At 61.7% G+C, this 15,177-nt stretch carries 17 protein-coding genes; 8 read left to right on the forward strand and 9 right to left on the reverse strand.

The features are described from left to right. Positions 1 to 3 precede the first annotated feature (3 nt). Positions 4 to 207: a twin transmembrane helix small protein gene (locus tag LIY45_RS16305; RefSeq protein ID WP_177069825.1), complete on the reverse strand. Its 204-nt coding sequence runs from the start codon at positions 205 to 207 to the stop codon at positions 4 to 6. 84 nt (positions 208 to 291) lie between these two features. Between LIY45_RS16305 and LIY45_RS16310 the strand changes: the two genes are divergently transcribed. From LIY45_RS16310 to LIY45_RS16335, 6 genes are all read left to right on the forward strand, one after another. After that, the gene (locus LIY45_RS16310) at positions 292 to 1,032 is read left to right on the forward strand and encodes an SURF1 family protein (protein ID WP_226476917.1); all 741 of its coding nucleotides are present in this window, start codon (positions 292 to 294) and stop codon (positions 1,030 to 1,032) included. Continuing rightward, positions 998 to 1,597 (forward strand): hypothetical protein, encoded by a 600-nt coding sequence (locus LIY45_RS16315; protein WP_226476918.1) that lies wholly within the window; start codon positions 998 to 1,000, stop codon positions 1,595 to 1,597. The genes LIY45_RS16310 and LIY45_RS16315 overlap by 35 nt, the downstream gene beginning before the upstream one ends. Positions 1,598 to 1,607: 10 nt before the next feature. Further along, entirely contained in the window at positions 1,608 to 2,687 is a 1,080-nt protein-coding gene (locus LIY45_RS16320; RefSeq protein ID WP_226476919.1) for a COX15/CtaA family protein, read from the forward strand. Continuing rightward, complete coding sequence (gene cyoE, locus LIY45_RS16325) at positions 2,675 to 3,574, forward strand: heme o synthase (protein WP_226476920.1); 900 nt, start codon at positions 2,675 to 2,677, stop codon at positions 3,572 to 3,574. The genes LIY45_RS16320 and cyoE overlap by 13 nt, the downstream gene beginning before the upstream one ends. Next, positions 3,571 to 4,206 carry an SCO family protein gene (locus LIY45_RS16330; protein WP_010168617.1) on the forward strand — a complete coding sequence of 212 codons (636 nt, stop codon included), beginning with the start codon at positions 3,571 to 3,573 and terminating at the stop codon, positions 4,204 to 4,206. The genes cyoE and LIY45_RS16330 overlap by 4 nt, the downstream gene beginning before the upstream one ends. 456 nt (positions 4,207 to 4,662) lie before the next feature. After that, complete coding sequence (locus LIY45_RS16335) at positions 4,663 to 5,124, forward strand: Bro-N domain-containing protein (RefSeq protein ID WP_226476921.1); 462 nt, start codon at positions 4,663 to 4,665, stop codon at positions 5,122 to 5,124. Positions 5,125 to 5,263: 139 nt separating this feature from the next. On the opposite strand, the gene LIY45_RS16340 is transcribed toward LIY45_RS16335, so the two are convergent. From LIY45_RS16340 to LIY45_RS16350, 3 genes are read right to left on the reverse strand one after another with little or no spacing between them, the layout of a single operon-like run. After that, complete coding sequence (locus tag LIY45_RS16340) at positions 5,264 to 6,037, reverse strand: MetQ/NlpA family ABC transporter substrate-binding protein (protein WP_177020357.1); 774 nt, start codon at positions 6,035 to 6,037, stop codon at positions 5,264 to 5,266. 51 nt (positions 6,038 to 6,088) lie between these two features. Continuing rightward, a complete protein-coding gene (locus LIY45_RS16345; protein ID WP_226476922.1) occupies positions 6,089 to 6,763 on the reverse strand; it encodes a methionine ABC transporter permease in 675 nt (224 codons plus the stop codon). Then, positions 6,763 to 7,770 (reverse strand): methionine ABC transporter ATP-binding protein, encoded by a 1,008-nt coding sequence (locus LIY45_RS16350; protein ID WP_226476923.1) that lies wholly within the window; start codon positions 7,768 to 7,770, stop codon positions 6,763 to 6,765. Before LIY45_RS16350 ends, LIY45_RS16345 begins: the two co-directional genes overlap by 1 nt. 268 nt (positions 7,771 to 8,038) lie before the next feature. Between LIY45_RS16350 and katE the strand changes: the two genes are divergently transcribed. Beyond that, positions 8,039 to 10,180, forward strand: coding sequence for a catalase HPII (gene katE, locus LIY45_RS16355; RefSeq protein ID WP_226476924.1), 2,142 nt, complete (start codon positions 8,039 to 8,041; stop codon positions 10,178 to 10,180). 100 nt (positions 10,181 to 10,280) lie between these two features. On the opposite strand, the gene LIY45_RS16360 is transcribed toward katE, so the two are convergent. The 4 genes from LIY45_RS16360 to LIY45_RS16375 are packed head-to-tail and all read right to left on the reverse strand — an operon-like array spanning position 10,281 to position 13,098. Continuing rightward, a complete protein-coding gene (locus tag LIY45_RS16360; protein ID WP_003214825.1) occupies positions 10,281 to 11,000 on the reverse strand; it encodes a PA5502 family lipoprotein in 720 nt (239 codons plus the stop codon). Positions 11,001 to 11,037: 37 nt separating this feature from the next. Next, positions 11,038 to 11,826, reverse strand: coding sequence for a zinc ABC transporter permease subunit ZnuB (znuB, locus tag LIY45_RS16365; RefSeq protein WP_010168631.1), 789 nt, complete (start codon positions 11,824 to 11,826; stop codon positions 11,038 to 11,040). Further along, the gene (znuC, locus tag LIY45_RS16370; protein WP_017477974.1) at positions 11,819 to 12,604 is read right to left on the reverse strand and encodes a zinc ABC transporter ATP-binding protein ZnuC; all 786 of its coding nucleotides are present in this window, start codon (positions 12,602 to 12,604) and stop codon (positions 11,819 to 11,821) included. Before znuC ends, znuB begins: the two co-directional genes overlap by 8 nt. Further along, positions 12,604 to 13,098 (reverse strand): Fur family transcriptional regulator, encoded by a 495-nt coding sequence (locus LIY45_RS16375; RefSeq protein WP_172834591.1) that lies wholly within the window; start codon positions 13,096 to 13,098, stop codon positions 12,604 to 12,606. Before LIY45_RS16375 ends, znuC begins: the two co-directional genes overlap by 1 nt. A gap of 46 nt (positions 13,099 to 13,144) precedes the next feature. Here LIY45_RS16375 and LIY45_RS16380 point away from each other — a divergent pair, with 46 nt between their 5' ends. Then, the gene (locus LIY45_RS16380; protein ID WP_226476925.1) at positions 13,145 to 14,074 is read left to right on the forward strand and encodes a zinc ABC transporter substrate-binding protein; all 930 of its coding nucleotides are present in this window, start codon (positions 13,145 to 13,147) and stop codon (positions 14,072 to 14,074) included. Positions 14,075 to 14,203: 129 nt separating this feature from the next. Here LIY45_RS16380 and LIY45_RS16385 read toward each other — a convergent pair whose 3' ends face one another. Further along, positions 14,204 to 15,157 carry a homoserine kinase gene (locus LIY45_RS16385; RefSeq protein ID WP_017477977.1) on the reverse strand — a complete coding sequence of 318 codons (954 nt, stop codon included), beginning with the start codon at positions 15,155 to 15,157 and terminating at the stop codon, positions 14,204 to 14,206. Between the last annotated feature and the right edge of the window lie 20 nt (positions 15,158 to 15,177).

A 15,177-nucleotide genomic window follows, 5' to 3' on the forward strand; every position in this document is an offset into this window, starting at 1 on the left:
CGTTCACCAAGGCGCTTGAGACACCAGCTGGCCGCTGAAGAAACCCCAGGTGATCAACCCCAGGGTGATCACGGCCAGCACCACACGCACGGTCAAGGCAGTGACGAGGCGATTGGAGTTGCCCTCGTCCTTGACCAGGAAGAACAAGCCACTGAACAGGCTCACGACGGTAGCAATCAGCATCAGGGCAATGGCTGCTTTGAGCATGGTGGGCTCCGGGGGTCTTTTTTGGAGGGGGCGAGCAATGAGATTCAGTATAGCCAGCGCAGCACCGACCTCTGCGGCAATGCCATGAAACCCTTTCGCCCCGGTATTGCGCCGACGCTGGTGGTGCTCGTGCTGCTGCCGTTGCTGGTATTTCTCGGATTCTGGCAGCTGTCCCGCGGCCAGGAAAAACAGGCGCTGCTGGAAACCTACGCCGCGCGCCGCGCCGCCGAGCCCATGAGCAGTACGCAATTACAGGCCACCGAAGATCCGGCGTTCCGTCGCGTGCACTTGCGCGGGCAATTCGACGTCGAGCACAGCGTGCTGCTGGATAACCGCTTTCGTGATGGCAAGGTTGGTGTGGAGCTTTTGCAGCCTTTCCATGATCAGGCCAGCGGTCAGTGGCTGCTGCTCAATCGCGGCTGGTTGCCCTGGCCAGACCGTCGCACACCGCCGGTTTTCACCACCCCCGAGCAACTGCTGAATCTCGACGCCTGGGTCTATGTGGCGCCCGGCGAGACCTTCCAGCTGCACGCCGATCCGGCGGGCGCACAGTGGCCGCGATTGCTGACTGCACTGCATCCCGAAGCGCTTTGGAAAGAGTTGGGCCGCAGCGGATTCGCCTATGAAGTGCGGGCTGAAGCGGGCCCCGGCACTTACGAGACCAACTGGCCCGTGGTCGCCATGGGCCCGGAAAAGCACCTGGGCTATGCCGTGCAGTGGTTCGCCATGGCAGTGGCGCTGTTCGGTCTTTACCTCTACCTCGGATGGCACAACACAAAGGAGAAGCGCCATGGGAGCGGCCATGAATCCACTCAACATGTCTGACGCGCCAGCAGCGCCCAACCGGCGCAAGGGGCGCTGGCAACTGATCCTGATTTTGCTGATGGTGATCGGCCCGATGGTGCTCGCCACCTTCATGTACAAGTTGCAGTTCTGGGTGCCGGACAGCCGCAGCTACCACGGTGAGATGATCGGCAATGGCCAGACCCGTGCCGACATTGGCGTGCAGGCCGACGAAGACCGCTGGCAACTGCTGGTCACTGCGCCCGCCGCCTGCACTGCCGATTGCCAGCAGCTGGTGTACCTCGCACGCCAACTCCAGATCGGCCTGGGCCGCGATGCCTCTCGCGCCAGCCACGCCCTGGCCAGCGCACAGCCGGTAAGCACTGACTACGACGCCAAGCTCAAGGCCGAATACCCGCAACTGCAGCGCTATTCCCTCGACCTCTCGACCTTCAATAAAGACGCTGCCGCCCGAGGCACTGGCGATGCCCAGCTGTGGATCGTCGACCCCCACGGCAACCTGGTGCTGCGCTACGACGCTCGGGTCAAGGGCAAGGACTTGCTCAACGATCTGCGCCTGCTGCTGAAACTGTCGAACATCGGATAAGGACACCGTCATGGCCAAACCTGGATTTCGCCTCGCGCTGTTTGCCACCCTGCTGGCCCTGATCGTGGTGCTGCTGGGGGCCTATACCCGGCTGACCCACGCGGGCCTTGGTTGCCCGGATTGGCCGGGCTGTTATGGCTTTATCAGCGTGCCGAAAAGCGAAGCCCAGCTGGCCCATGCCGAACTGCATTACCCGGACACACCGGTGGAGGCGGACAAGGGTTGGAACGAGATGACCCATCGTTACTTTGCCGGCACCCTGGGGCTGTTGATCGTGCTGCTGGCGGCGCGGGCCTGGACCCATCGTCATCATCCGGGGCAGCCGTTGAAGTTGCCGTTGTTCCTGTTGGCTGTAGTGTTTGCCCAGGCGGCGTTTGGCATGTGGACGGTGACGCTGAAGCTCTGGCCGCAAGTGGTTACCGGGCATTTATTGGGTGGGTTTGCGACGTTGAGCCTGCTGTTTTTGCTGACACTGCGGCTGTCCGGTGTATTGCCGGCGCTGATCGTGCCCAGGCGTTTGCAGTATTGGGCGACGGCTGGCCTGGTGCTGGTGATCGGCCAGATTGCCCTGGGTGGATGGGTCAGTTCCAACTACGCGGCCGTAGCCTGTATCGACCTGCCGACTTGTCACGGGCAGTGGTGGCCGGCGGCGGATTTCGCCAATGGCTTTCACCTGACCCAGCATATCGGCCCCAATTACCTCGGCGGGCAACTGGACAGTGATGCACGCACGGCGATTCACCTGACCCATCGGATTGGCGCGCTGCTGGTCACCGTCGTGCTGCTGGGCCTGGCCTGGCAGCTCAAGGTGGTCGGCATGACCCGCTTGGCCGGCCTGTTGCTGATCGCCCTGGCGGCGCAAATCTGCCTGGGCCTGAGCAACGTGTACTTCCACCTGCCGCTGCCGGTTGCGGTCGCGCATAACGCCGGCGGCGCGGCGTTGCTGCTGACGCTGGTGCTGGTCAATTACCACGCCCGCACCAGCCTGGTTCGAGTGCGACATCAGTTGCCGTTCGGCTGGCGCTTCAGCCCGCGTAAACACGTGTCGGGCCTCATGACCCTAAAAGGAGAGATGCCATGGCGACCTTGATCGGCGAGCGTCATAGCCAGGCGATCTGGCGTGACTACCTGGAGCTGACCAAGCCCAAAGTGGTGGTGCTGATGCTCATCACCTCGCTGGTGGGCATGTTCCTCGCCACCCGCGCCGGGGTGCCTTGGCCGGTGCTGATTTTCGGCAACCTGGGGATCGCCCTGTGTGCCGGCGGTGCGGCGGCGGTGAACCATGTGGTGGATCGGCGCATCGATGCGCTGATGGCGCGTACCCATAAACGTCCGCTGGCGGAAGGGCGCGTATCGCCTGTGGCGGCGCTTGTTTTTGCGCTGGTGCTGGCGGTTGCCGGGCTGGCGCTGTTGCTGGCGTTTACCAATCCACTGGCCGCCTGGCTGACCCTGGCCTCGCTGTTGGGCTACGCGGTGATCTACACCGGTTTCCTCAAACGTGCGACGCCGCAGAACATCGTCATCGGCGGCCTGGCCGGCGCCGCGCCGCCGTTGCTGGGTTGGGTTGCCGTCACTGGCCACGTCAGCGCCGAGCCGCTGCTGCTGGTGCTCATCATCTTCGCCTGGACCCCGCCGCACTTCTGGGCCCTGGCGATTCACCGCAAGGAGGAATACGCCAAGGCCGACATCCCGATGCTGCCGGTGACCCACGGCGAGCACTACACCAAGGTGCATATCCTGCTCTACACCTTCGCCCTGTTGGCGGTCAGCCTGATGCCGTATGTCATCCACATGAGCGGCGTGCTGTACCTGGTGTGCGCGCTGGTTCTGGGCGGGCGCTTTCTGCAATGGGCCTGGGTGCTGTACCGTGGCAGTCGGCCGCACGCGGCGATCAACACCTTCAAGTACTCTATCGGGTACCTGTTCGCGCTGTTTATCGCCCTGCTCGTAGACCATTACCTATTGTTGAACCTATGACTCGAACTCAAAAAACTGTCTTCATTCTGGTGGCCATTGTCGCGTTGATCATGGGCCTGACCGTCAACAAAGTCCTGAGTGGCAAAGGCCAGGGCGACCCCACTGCCTTGATCGATGCGGGCATCATCCTGCTGCCGCAAAGCCGCCAGTTGCCGCCGGTGACCATGACCAACCAGGACGGCCAGCCGGTGGTGGTCAACGAGCTGAAAGGCAAGTGGAGCGTGTTGTTCTTCGGTTACACCTTCTGCCCGGACATCTGTCCGACCACCCTCGCCCAACTGCGCCAGATCAAGAGCGAACTGCCTAAAGACGTGGTGGATAAGTTGCAGGTGATCCTGGTCAGCGTTGACCCGAACCGCGATACGCCGGCGCAGCTCAAGCAGTACCTCGGCTACTTTGATCCGCAGTTCGAAGGCCTGACCGGCGCGAATGTGGAGGATGTGCAGAAGGTTTCGAACGCGGTCAGTATTCCGTTCATTCCGGCGGACACCAGCAAGCCCAACTACACCGTCGACCACAGCGGTAACCTGGCGCTGATCGGGCCGGATGGGACGCAACGCGGGTTTATCCGCGCGCCGTTGAACAACCAGAAGCTGGTGGCGCAGTTCCCCGGGTTGTTGCAGCGTAAATAAGCCTGCCGACAATTCCCTGAGTGACACAAATCAAATGTGGGAGCTGGCTTGCCTGCGATACAGGCGGCGCGGTGTTACTGATACACCGCAGCGATGCCATCGCAGGCAAGCCAGCTCCCACAGGGTTATGTGCACAGCGCATGAATGTGTGTCGTCGGACTTTTCCCGCAACGTGTAGCGGTCGGCGCGAACTTGTTCGGCGTGCGTCGACTGACTAGTCTTTGCCCTGTCGCTGCAAATTCAGTGACAGGGTGTGGAAGCCCTTATATCGTTAGGCGCACAAAGCGCCACCTAGAGTCAGGCGCTTTTTATCGTCTGTGTTTTATGGTGGTTGTGCGCGGGGCGCTTTCGAGCGCGCCGGGTGCCTAACGTCCCGGTCTTCCACACCTGCGTACAGCCCCACCCATTACGTGGAAGTAGTGCTTGGCGGCCCCTCAATACGTTAGGAGTCAGACCATGAAAGTACTCACCCCCGACCCACCCTGCACCCCCGAAGTCTTCACCCGCCATCACCAGCAACTGCACGCCATCCTCATCGACGCCCAAGCCTGGTTCAGCGCCCGCGACATTGGCCATCTGATGGGCCTGCATCTCAACGAAGCCTTGCTGCGCAAGCTCGATCCTGACCAACAACAAACCTTACAGGCGACCACTCACGGCCACGCTGCACCCACCCTGATGCTCAGCGAATCAGGCGTGTACGCGATGTTGATCTATCACTACTGCCCTGAAAACCGCGCCCTGCGCCAATGGCTGACCCATGAAGTGGTGCCCGCCCTGCAGGGTAAACAGCAGGCAAGCGAAGGCCCGGCCCTGAGTTGGTTGGCCTGGTCGACGGCAAGTTTGAGTGTGTTGCAGTGGCGCAATGAGCCGTGGATCCGGCTGCGGGATATGCCCAAGGTGTTGCCGGGCGTGTAGCGCTTAAAAGTGTGGGAGCTGGCTTGCCTGCGATACAGGCGGCGCGGTGTTACTGATACACCGCAGCGATGCCATCGCAGGCAAGCCAGCTCCCACATTTGATCTCCAGTGTTTGGGAGATCGGGTTTTCAGCTTTGGATCAGAACGCTGGCAGGATCGCGCCTTTGTACTTCTCAAGAATGAACGCTTTCACTTCGGGTGTGTGCAGGGCTGCTACCAGCTTCTTCACCGCATCCGAATCCTTATTGTCTTCGCGGGTCACCAGAATGTTCACGTAAGGCGAGTCGTTGCCTTCGATCACCAGTGCGTCCTTGGAGGGGTCCAGCTTGGCTTCCAGGGCGTAGTTGGTGTTGATCAGCGCCAGGTCGACCTGGGTCAGCACGCGCGGCAGGGTGGCGGCTTCCAGTTCGCGGAACTTCAGGTCTTTCGGGTTGCCGGTGATGTCCTTGATGGTCGACAGGATGTTGGTCGGGTCTTTCAGGGTGATCAGGTTGTGCTTGGCCAGCAGCAACAGCGCGCGGCCGCCGTTGGTAGCGTCGTTCGGGATCACGACGTTGGCGCCGCTTGGCAGGTCTTCCAGCTTCTTGTACTTGCTGGAGTAGGCGCCCAGAGGCTCCAGGTGCACAGCGCCGACGCTCACCAGGTGAGTGCCCTTGGCTTTGTTGAATTCATCCAGGTACGGCTGATGCTGGAAGAAGTTGGCGTCCAGGCGTTTTTCGGCCACCTGTACGTTTGGCTGGACGTAGTCGGTGAAGACTTTGACCTGCAGGTCCACGCCTTCCTTGGCCAGGGCTGGCTTCACGAATTCGAGGATTTCAGCGTGGGGCACCGGAGACGCGGCCACGGTCAGGGTTTCGGCGGCGTGGGCGGAGAACGCGGCAACGGCGGCGAAAGCAACCAGTAGTTTTTTCATCCAACAAGCTCCTTGTTCGGGTATTGGCCGGCTTCGCGCCGGCAATAGCCGTTATTTTCGAGAAAAGTGCACCACCAGCTTGTCGCCGACGGTTTGCAGAATTTGTACCAGGATCAGCAGCAGCACCACGGTGACCACCATCACATCGGTCTGGAAGCGCTGATAACCGAAACGGATCGCCAGATCACCCAAACCACCGGCACCTACCACACCGGCCATCGCCGTGTAGGAAACCAGTGTAATCGCCGTCACCGTAATCGCCGCGAAGATGCCGGGGCGGGCTTCCGGCAGCAAGGCGTTGGTGATGATCTGCCGGGTAGTGGCGCCCATGGCCTGGGTCGCTTCGATAATCCCGCGGTCCACTTCACGCAACGCGGTTTCCACCAGGCGCGCAAAGAACGGCGTGGCACCCACCACCAGCGGCGGAATCGCACCGGCAACCCCCAGGGAGGTGCCGGTGATCAGCACCGTGAACGGAATCATCACGATCAGCAGGATAATGAACGGCAGCGAACGCAGGATGTTCACGATCAGTGACAGCATCGCGTACAGGCCTTTTTGTTCGAACAGCTGGCGCGGGCTGCACAGGAACAGCAGCACGCCCAGTGGCAGGCCCAGCAACACGGTGAACAGCAGCGAGCCGAACAGCATGGTCATGGTGTCGCCGGTGGCCAGCAGGATTTCCGACCAGTCGATATTCGAGAAAAAGCTCAACAGGATTTCCATTAGCGCAGCACCTCCATGTGGACGTCTGCGGCGGTGAAGGCGGCGAAGGCGGCCTCCATGTCACCGCCGGTGACGGCGAGGGTCAGTTGCCCGTAGGGAATGTCTTTAATGCGGTCGATACGGCCGGCGAGGATGCTGTAGTCCACACCCGTGTCGCGGGCGACGGTACCCAGCAGCGGTGCGTAGGTCGCTTCGCCCTGGAACGTCAGGCGCACGATGCGGCCCGGTACGTGGGCGAAGTCATCACGCTGCTCGCCTTCGTCAACCTGCTCGGACTCCTGCACGAAACGCTTGGTGGTCGGGTGCTTGGGGTGCAGGAACACGTCGGCGACGGTGCCTTGCTCAACAATCACGCCGGCGTCCATCACGGCCACGTGGTCGCAGACCCGGCGGATCACGTCCATTTCATGGGTGATCAGCACGATGGTCAGCTTCAGCTCGCGGTTGATCTCGGCGAGCAGTTGCAGCACCGAGGCGGTGGTCTGCGGGTCGAGGGCACTGGTGGCTTCGTCGCACAGCAGGATTTTCGGCTTGGTGGCCAGGGCGCGGGCGATGCCGACGCGTTGCTTCTGGCCGCCGGACAGCTGCGCCGGGTACTTCTTGGCGTGGTCGGACAGGCCGACCCGGGCCAGCAGTTCGGCCACGCGCAGGTCGATCTCCTTGCGGGAAAGCTCGCCCGCGAGGGTCAGTGGAAGTGCCACGTTGTCGGCGACGGTCTTGGAGGCCAGCAGGTTGAAGTGCTGGAAGATCATCCCGACCTGTTGCCGGAAACGGCGCAGGCCGTTGGCGTCCAGGGCCGTGACTTCCTCGTCATCGACCTTGATCTGGCCGCCGCTGGGTTCTTCCAGGCGATTGATCAGGCGCAGCAAAGTACTTTTTCCCGCACCGGAATGGCCGATCAGACCAAACACCTGGCCATTTTCGACGCGCAGGTTGGTGGGATGCAGTGCGGGGATATCCTTACCGGCGACCCGGTAGGTTTTATGGACGTTATGAAACTCGATCACGTAGCGAACCTTGTGGGGCGCATTAAAAAGGGATCAGCGGTTAGCCGGGCGCGCATTTTAGCCTGTCCGTATAGCGTTTCTTAGCATTTATTTCTCATCCGACCAGCGATTTGGCAATAACGCGATCAAAGGTCATAAAAAAGGAACGGTACAAAACCGTGCCAGTCACTACTTAAGCAACTCGAAATTCCCAGGTGCCGTGCCTGGGGTTTTGCTCAAGAAGAGCCGGGGATCGCTCTGGCCTACGCAAACGAGGAGTTTTTGTCTGATGAGTACTAAAAAGCCAGTTACCCCGCCCAAGAGCGAACTTGCGGGTACCGACACTCTGGACCGTGGCAATACCAACGCCAAGCTGCAAAGCCTGGAAACATTTCGTTCTGACGCTACCGGCCAGGCGCTGCGTACCAACCAGGGCGTGAAGGTTTCCGATAACCAGAACAGCTTGAAGGTCGGTTCCCGCGGGCCTTCGCTGCTGGAAGATTTCATCATGCGTGAAAAAATCACGCACTTTGACCATGAGCGCATCCCGGAGCGTATCGTCCATGCCCGGGGTACCGGTGCCCATGGTTATTTCCAGACCTATGAAAACCATTCGGCGCTGACCAAGGCCGGGTTCCTGCGTAACCCTGCGCATAAAACCCCGGTCTTTGCGCGTTTCTCCACGGTGCAGGGCCCTCGTGGTTCGGGTGATACCGTGCGTGACGTGCGTGGTTTTGCCGTGAAGTTCTTCACCGACGAGGGCAACTTCGACCTGGTGGGCAACAACATGCCGGTATTTTTCATTCAGGACGCGATCAAGTTTCCTGACTTCGTGCATGCGGTAAAACCTGAGCCCCACAACGAGATTCCTACCGGCGGCTCGGCCCACGATACGTTCTGGGATTTTGTCTCGCTGCAGCCGGAGTCGGCGCACATGGTGATTTGGGCCATGTCTGACCGGGCCATTCCAAAAAGCCTACGGACCATGCAGGGGTTTGGTGTACACACCTTCCGCCTGGTGAATGCCGAGGGTAAATCCAACTTCGTCAAATTCCACTGGCGTCCTACCGTCGGCACCTGTTCCCTGGTGTGGGACGAGGCGCAGAAGCTGGCGGGCAAAGACACGGACTTCCACCGTCGTGACCTGTGGGAATCCATTGAAAGTGGCGATTACCCGGAGTGGGAATTGGGCGTGCAGATCATCGCCGAAGAAGACGAGCATAAGTTCGACTTCGATATTCTCGACCCGACCAAGTTGATCCCCGAAGAGCTGGTGCCCATCACGCCGCTGGGCAAGATGGTGCTCAACCGCAACCCGGACAACTACTTTGCCGAGACCGAGCAAGTGGCGTTCTGCCCGGGGCATATCGTGCCGGGTATCGACTTCTCCAATGACCCGCTGCTGCAAGGCCGCCTGTTTTCCTACACCGACACGCAGATCAGCCGACTCGGCGGCCCGAACTTTCACGAGTTGCCGATCAACCGTCCGGTCGCGCCGTTCCATAACGGCCAGCGTGATGCCATGCACCGCACCACCATCGACAAGGGGCGCGCGTCCTACGAGCCGAACTCCATTGATGGCGGCTGGCCGAAAGAAACTCCGCCTGCGGCGCAGGACGGTGGTTTTGAGACCTATCCGGAGCGAATCGACGCCCACAAGATCCGCGCGCGCAGCGAGTCGTTCGGTGATCACTTCTCCCAGGCGCGCTTGTTTTTCCGCAGCATGAGCAAGCACGAGCAAGAGCACATCATCGCGGCCTATAGCTTCGAGCTGGGCAAGGTGGAGCGTGAATTCATCCGGGCCCGGCAGGTGAACGAGATCCTCGCCAACATCGACCTCGAACTGGCCAAGCGCGTGGCGCAGAACCTGGGCTTGCCGGCGCCGAAGAAAGGCACGGTGCCGGAGCGCAAGACGTCTCCGGAACGTTCGCCAGCGTTGAGCCAGGCCAACTTGCTGTCGGGTGATATCAAGACCCGCAAGGTCGCGATCCTGGCGGCGAACGGCGTTGATGGTGCGGCGATTGACGCCTTGAAGAAGGCGCTGGAAGCCGAGGGTGCGCATGCGAAGCTGCTCGGGCCGACATCGGCACCGGTGATGACGGCGGAGGGCAAGAGCCTGCCGGTGGATGCGTCAATGGAAGGCTTGCCTTCGGTAGCGTTCGATGCGGTGTTTGTGCCGGGTGGTGCCAAGTCGGTTCAGGCACTGAGTGGCGACGGCGTTGCATTGCATTACCTGCTGGAGGCGTACAAGCACTTGAAAGCAATTGCCCTGGCCGGTGAGGCGAAGCAGCTGCTGGATGTGCTGAAGCTTGAGGCAGATGCGGGGCTGATAGTGGGCGGTGATGCGAAGGCGTTGAAGGCGTTCTTTGCAGCGATTGCCCAGCATCGGGTCTGGGAGCGGGAGCCGAAGGCTAAAGCTGTTCCGGCTTAAGCTATTGGTTGTTTGTTAGACCGCTATCGCAGGCAAGCCAGCTCCCACATTTTGAATTGTGAATACATTCAAGTGTGGGAGCTGGCTTGCCTGCGATGCTTTATTCAGTCTTACGCGGAATCAGTACAACCTGCGCCGGGACCTTCTTCAGGATCTGCCGGTGAATCTTCAGGTCATACCCCGAATCGATGCGCTTCACCCGTTTGGTCAGCAGCGTGGCCAGCCATGGGTAATCTTCGGTGCGCGGTGCCTGGATGCTCACATCGCACTGGTAATTCACCACATCGGTGGCGATCTCATCGAGTTGATGGCGCAGTGCCTCAATATCGGTGAGGTTCAGCGCAACCGTGGTGCTTGGCGCTGCCGGGTCGATGACCTTGGCCGGTGGCTTGGCCTCAGCGGCTTTCAAGGCGGCCTCGGCTTTGTCCAGCTCGACTTTACGGGCGTGGGCAATCGCGCTGTTGACGCCGCCGGTCAGCGCCGGCGCCTTGGGCATCAATGCCCGAGCGCGGCTCAGGGCCGTGGCAGCTGCGTTGACGTCACCTTTTTGCAGGACGATCTGGCTGCGCTGCAAATAGGCTTCGGCCAGTTGGCGCTGATAAGGCTCCAGCGCCGGGTCGTTGGGCGACTGGGCCTGCAAGGCGGCCAGCTCGTCTTCGGCGGTGGCCAGTTCACTGCTGGCGAGGTTTTGCTCCAGCTGTGCGATGGCCGCAGCGCGTGCGTCCGGCGCCTGGGGGGCGGCGGGCGGGGTGCTTTGGCAGGCGCCCAGCAGCAAGGAAAATGCGGCAAGGAGCAGATAACGGGCGTTGAACAGCTTCATTCCTGCGACTCTCTAATTGCGCAAAAAGCGAGCAAGTCTACACCCCACGACGGGGCAGGACAAAACTCAGCAGAAACAGGGCGGCCGCCGTGACCACAATCGACGGGCCGGCCGGGGTGTCCTTGAACCAGGACAGCGCCAGGCCACCGCACACTGCAAGCATCCCCAACAGGCTGGCGCCGACCGCCATTTGCTCCGGCGAACGGGCGTGACGCTGGGCCGCCGCCGCCGGGATGATCAGCAGTGATGTGATCAACAATACGCCGACAATCTTCATCGCGACAGCAATCACCACGGCGATCAGCAGCATCAGGGTCATGCGCAGCGCGGCCACGGGCAAGCCTTCGACAGTGGCGAGTTCTTCGTGGACGGTGATCGCCAGCAGTGGGCGCCACAAGGTCACCAGCAGCACCAGCACTGCCGCGCTGCCGCCGAGGATCCATGCCAGGTCGGTGGGGCTGATGGCCAGCAGGTCGCCGAACAGGTAGGCCATCAGGTCGATGCGCACTTCATGCATGAAGCTCAGCACCACCAGGCCCAGGGACAAGGTGCTTGGGGCCAGGATGCCCAGCAGCGTATCGGAAGCCAGCGGCTGGCGCTGTTGCAGGGTCACCAGCAGCACCGCCAGCAGCAGGCAGCCGACGGTGACGGCAATGGTTGGGCTCACATCCAGCAGGAAACCCATGGCCACGCCCAGCAGCGCAGCGTGGGACAAGGTGTCGCCAAAATAGGCCATGCGCCGCCAGACCACGAACGAGCCCAGTGGGCCCGCCACCAGCGCCAGAGCCAAGCCTGCCAGCAGGGCGTAGAGCAGAAAATCAGCCATGCTTGCAGCTATCTCCATGAACGTGGGTATGGGGTGTGGCGGGGTCAGAGACAACAGCGCCATGCAGGTCATGGGCGTGGTCGTGATGGTGGTGATAGATCGCCAGGCTCTGGGCGTTCTTGCCGAACAGCTCGACGAAAGCCGGGTCGCCGCTGACCTGTTCCGGGTGGCCGGAGCAGCACACGTGGCGATTGAGGCACACCACCTGGTCGGTGGTGCTCATCACCAGATGTAAATCGTGGGAGACCATCAGCACGCCGCAGCCATGGCGGTCCCGCAGGCGGGTAATCAGGCTGTACAGCTCGGCCTGGCCGGCCACGTCGACGCCTTGCACGGGTTCATCGAGTACCAGCAGTTCCGGTTCGCGCAGCAGGGCGCGGGCCAGCAGCACACGCTGCATTTCGCCGCCGGAGATGCTTTGCACCGGGCTGTCGATCACCTGTTCGGCGCCGACTTCCTTAAGGGCGGACTGCGCGCGGGCGCGGTCTACGCCGGGCACCAGGCGCAGGAAGCGCAGTACTGACAGGGGCAGGGTCGGGTCCACATGCAGCTTTTGCGGCATGTAGCCCACTCGCAATTTAGGCTTGCGCCAAACGCTGCCGCTGTCGGGTTTGAGCAGCCCGAGCACGGCGCGCACCAAGGTGGTCTTGCCGGCGCCGTTGGGGCCGATCAGCGTGACGATCTGCCCCGGCTCGACGCTCAGGGCGATGTTGTCCAGCACGTTTTGCCCGGCGAACGTGACCCCGACTTGCTCCAGGCGGATTAACGCAGTGCTCATCAAGCCCCCTGGCAGCCCGAGCACACACCGACGACTTCGACGGTTTGCCCTTCGACCTTGAAGCCGACGTCGCCGGCGCTCTTGATGATGCTGTCGCTGATGCTTTTTTGCTCAAGCTCGATGGCGGCGTGGCATTCGCGGCAAATCAGGAACTGGCCCTGGTGCGCGTGTTCCGGGTGGTTGCAGCCGACAAAGGCGTTGAGCGACGAGATGCGATGCACCAGGCCGTTGTCCAGCAGGAAGTCCAGCGCGCGGTACACCGTGGGCGGCGCGGCGCGGCGGCCATCCTGCTCGCTGAGTACGCCGAGGATGTCGTAGGCACCCAGTGGCTTATGGCTTTGCCACACCAGCTCCAGCACCCGGCGACGCAGGGCGGTCAGGCGCAGCCCTTGGCGCGCGCACAAGGCGTCGGCCTCTGACAGCGCGGTGTGCACGCAGTGAGAGTGGTCGTGGGGACGGCTGGCAAGCGGTGTTTTAGGCATGAGCGGCGACAGATATTTGTGAGAGACGTTATTATGTTACCTGTTCCTGCCTCCTTGAGTGGTCATCGTGTCCAGACTTTTTCCCGTTTTTGTCGTATTTGTCACCAGTTTGCTGCTTGCCGGTGCCGCTCAGGCGGAGGTTCGGGTGTTGACCAGCATCAAACCGTTACAGCTGATTGCCGCCGCCGTGCAGGATGGCGTGGCGATTCCCGAGGTATTGCTGCCGCCGGGCGCTTCGCCCCATAACTATGCGTTGCGTCCTTCCGACGTACGGCGCGTGCAGTCGGTGGACCTGCTGTATTGGATCGGCCCGGACATGGAAAGCTTCCTGCCGCGCGTCTTGAAAGGCCGCAGCTTGCCGACGGTGGCCGTGCAGGACCTTCCCGGAATGAAATTGCGCCGGTTCGCCGAAGATAGCCACTCCCATGCTGAAGAGGCTGACGAACATGATCACGATCATCGCCCAGGCAGCCTGGATGCGCATTTGTGGCTGTCGACGGTCAACGCTCGGGTGATCGCCAACCGCATGGCGGCGGACCTCAGCACTGCCGACCCGGCCAACGCCGAGCGTTACCAGAGCAACGTGAAGGCCTTTGATGGCCGTATGGATGCGCTGGATGCGCGCTTGAAAGCACGCATGGCGGACGTCGCCGGCAAGCCTTACTTCGTGTTCCATGAAGCGTTCGATTACTTCGAAGATGCCTACGGCCTCAAGCATACGGGCGTATTCAGCGTGGCCGCAGAAGTACAGCCTGGCGCCCAGCACGTGGCGGCGATGCGCACGCGTTTGCAGGAAGTGGGCAAGACGTGTGTGTTCAGCGAGCCGCCATTGCGCCCTCGCCTGGCGGAAACGCTGGTGGCGGGTTTGCCGGTGAAGCTGGCCGAGCTGGATGCGTTGGGCGGTTACACGCCGGCCTCCGCCCAGGGGTATGAGCAGGTGCTGGAGAAGCTGGGGAATGACCTGGCTGGGTGCCTGGAATCCCTGTAAGGCTCAGCGAAGATCAAATGTGGGAGCGGGCTTGCTCGCGAAGGCGGAGTGTCAGGCAGCAGATGCATTGACTGATCCACCGCCTTCGCGAGCAAGCCCGCTCCCACTTTTTTTGACCGTGTACGATCTTTAGAGGGCGAACGGCAGCGGGGTCTTGACCTGCTGGCGTTGCGCCAGGCGCACCTGAAACTCTCGCGGGTCGTGAATCAGCACGTCCTGGCCGGCGAACGATTCGGCCGCAATCAGGCGTGACAGCCAGAACCGCACACAGGCCACACGCAGCATGGTCGGCCACAGCTCTGCTTCCTTGGCAGTGAACGGTCGCAAGCCCGCATAAGCCCCCAACAATGCCCGTGCCCGCTGGCCGTCGATCACGCCGTCGGCGTCCGAGCACCAGTCGTTCAGGGCGATCGCCACGTCGTACAGCATCGGCCCCGAGCAGGCGTTGTAGAAGTCGATCAGCCCGGTCAGGTGCGTACCTTCGAACATCGCGTTGTCGCGGAACAGGTCGGCGTGGATATTCGCCCGGGGCAGCGCGAGGATCTGCATCTTGTGCGCCTCGATCTCATCCAGCGCAGCTTGCAGCAGGCGTTGTTGTTCCGCGTCGAGGTGTGAAATCAGTTGCGCGCCTTCGCTGAGCATCCAGTCCAGCCCGCGATCGGTCTTGCGTTCCAGCACCTTGTCGCCTTGGGTGGCCAAGTGCAGGTGACCGAGCAATTCGCCCACTTGCACGCAATGCTGGGCGTTGGCGTCCTTGATGTGCTTGCCCGCCAGGCGCGGTTGCAACAGCGCCGGTTTGCCCGCCAACTCGCGCAAGGCCACGCCGTCGGTGGTACGCAGGGCGTAAGGCACTGGCAGGTCGGCGTCGTGGAGCACGTCCAGCAGTTCGATGAAGAACGGCATTTCCTGCACGGGGCCGCGCTCGACCAGGGTCAGGACAAATTCGCCCTGTTCCAGGCTGATGAAGAAATTGGTGTTTTCACTACCAGCGGCAATCCCCTGGAAATCAAGCAGGCGGCCGAGCCCGTAAGGGGCAAGAAAGGTTTCCAGCTCGGGCCGAGCCAGGGGGGTGAACACAGACATGGTTAAAACTGCCGTTACGG

The organism is Pseudomonas sp. MWU16-30323 (genome assembly GCF_020515595.1).
GTDB classification, from domain to species: Bacteria; Pseudomonadota; Gammaproteobacteria; order Pseudomonadales; family Pseudomonadaceae; genus Aquipseudomonas; species Aquipseudomonas yamanorum.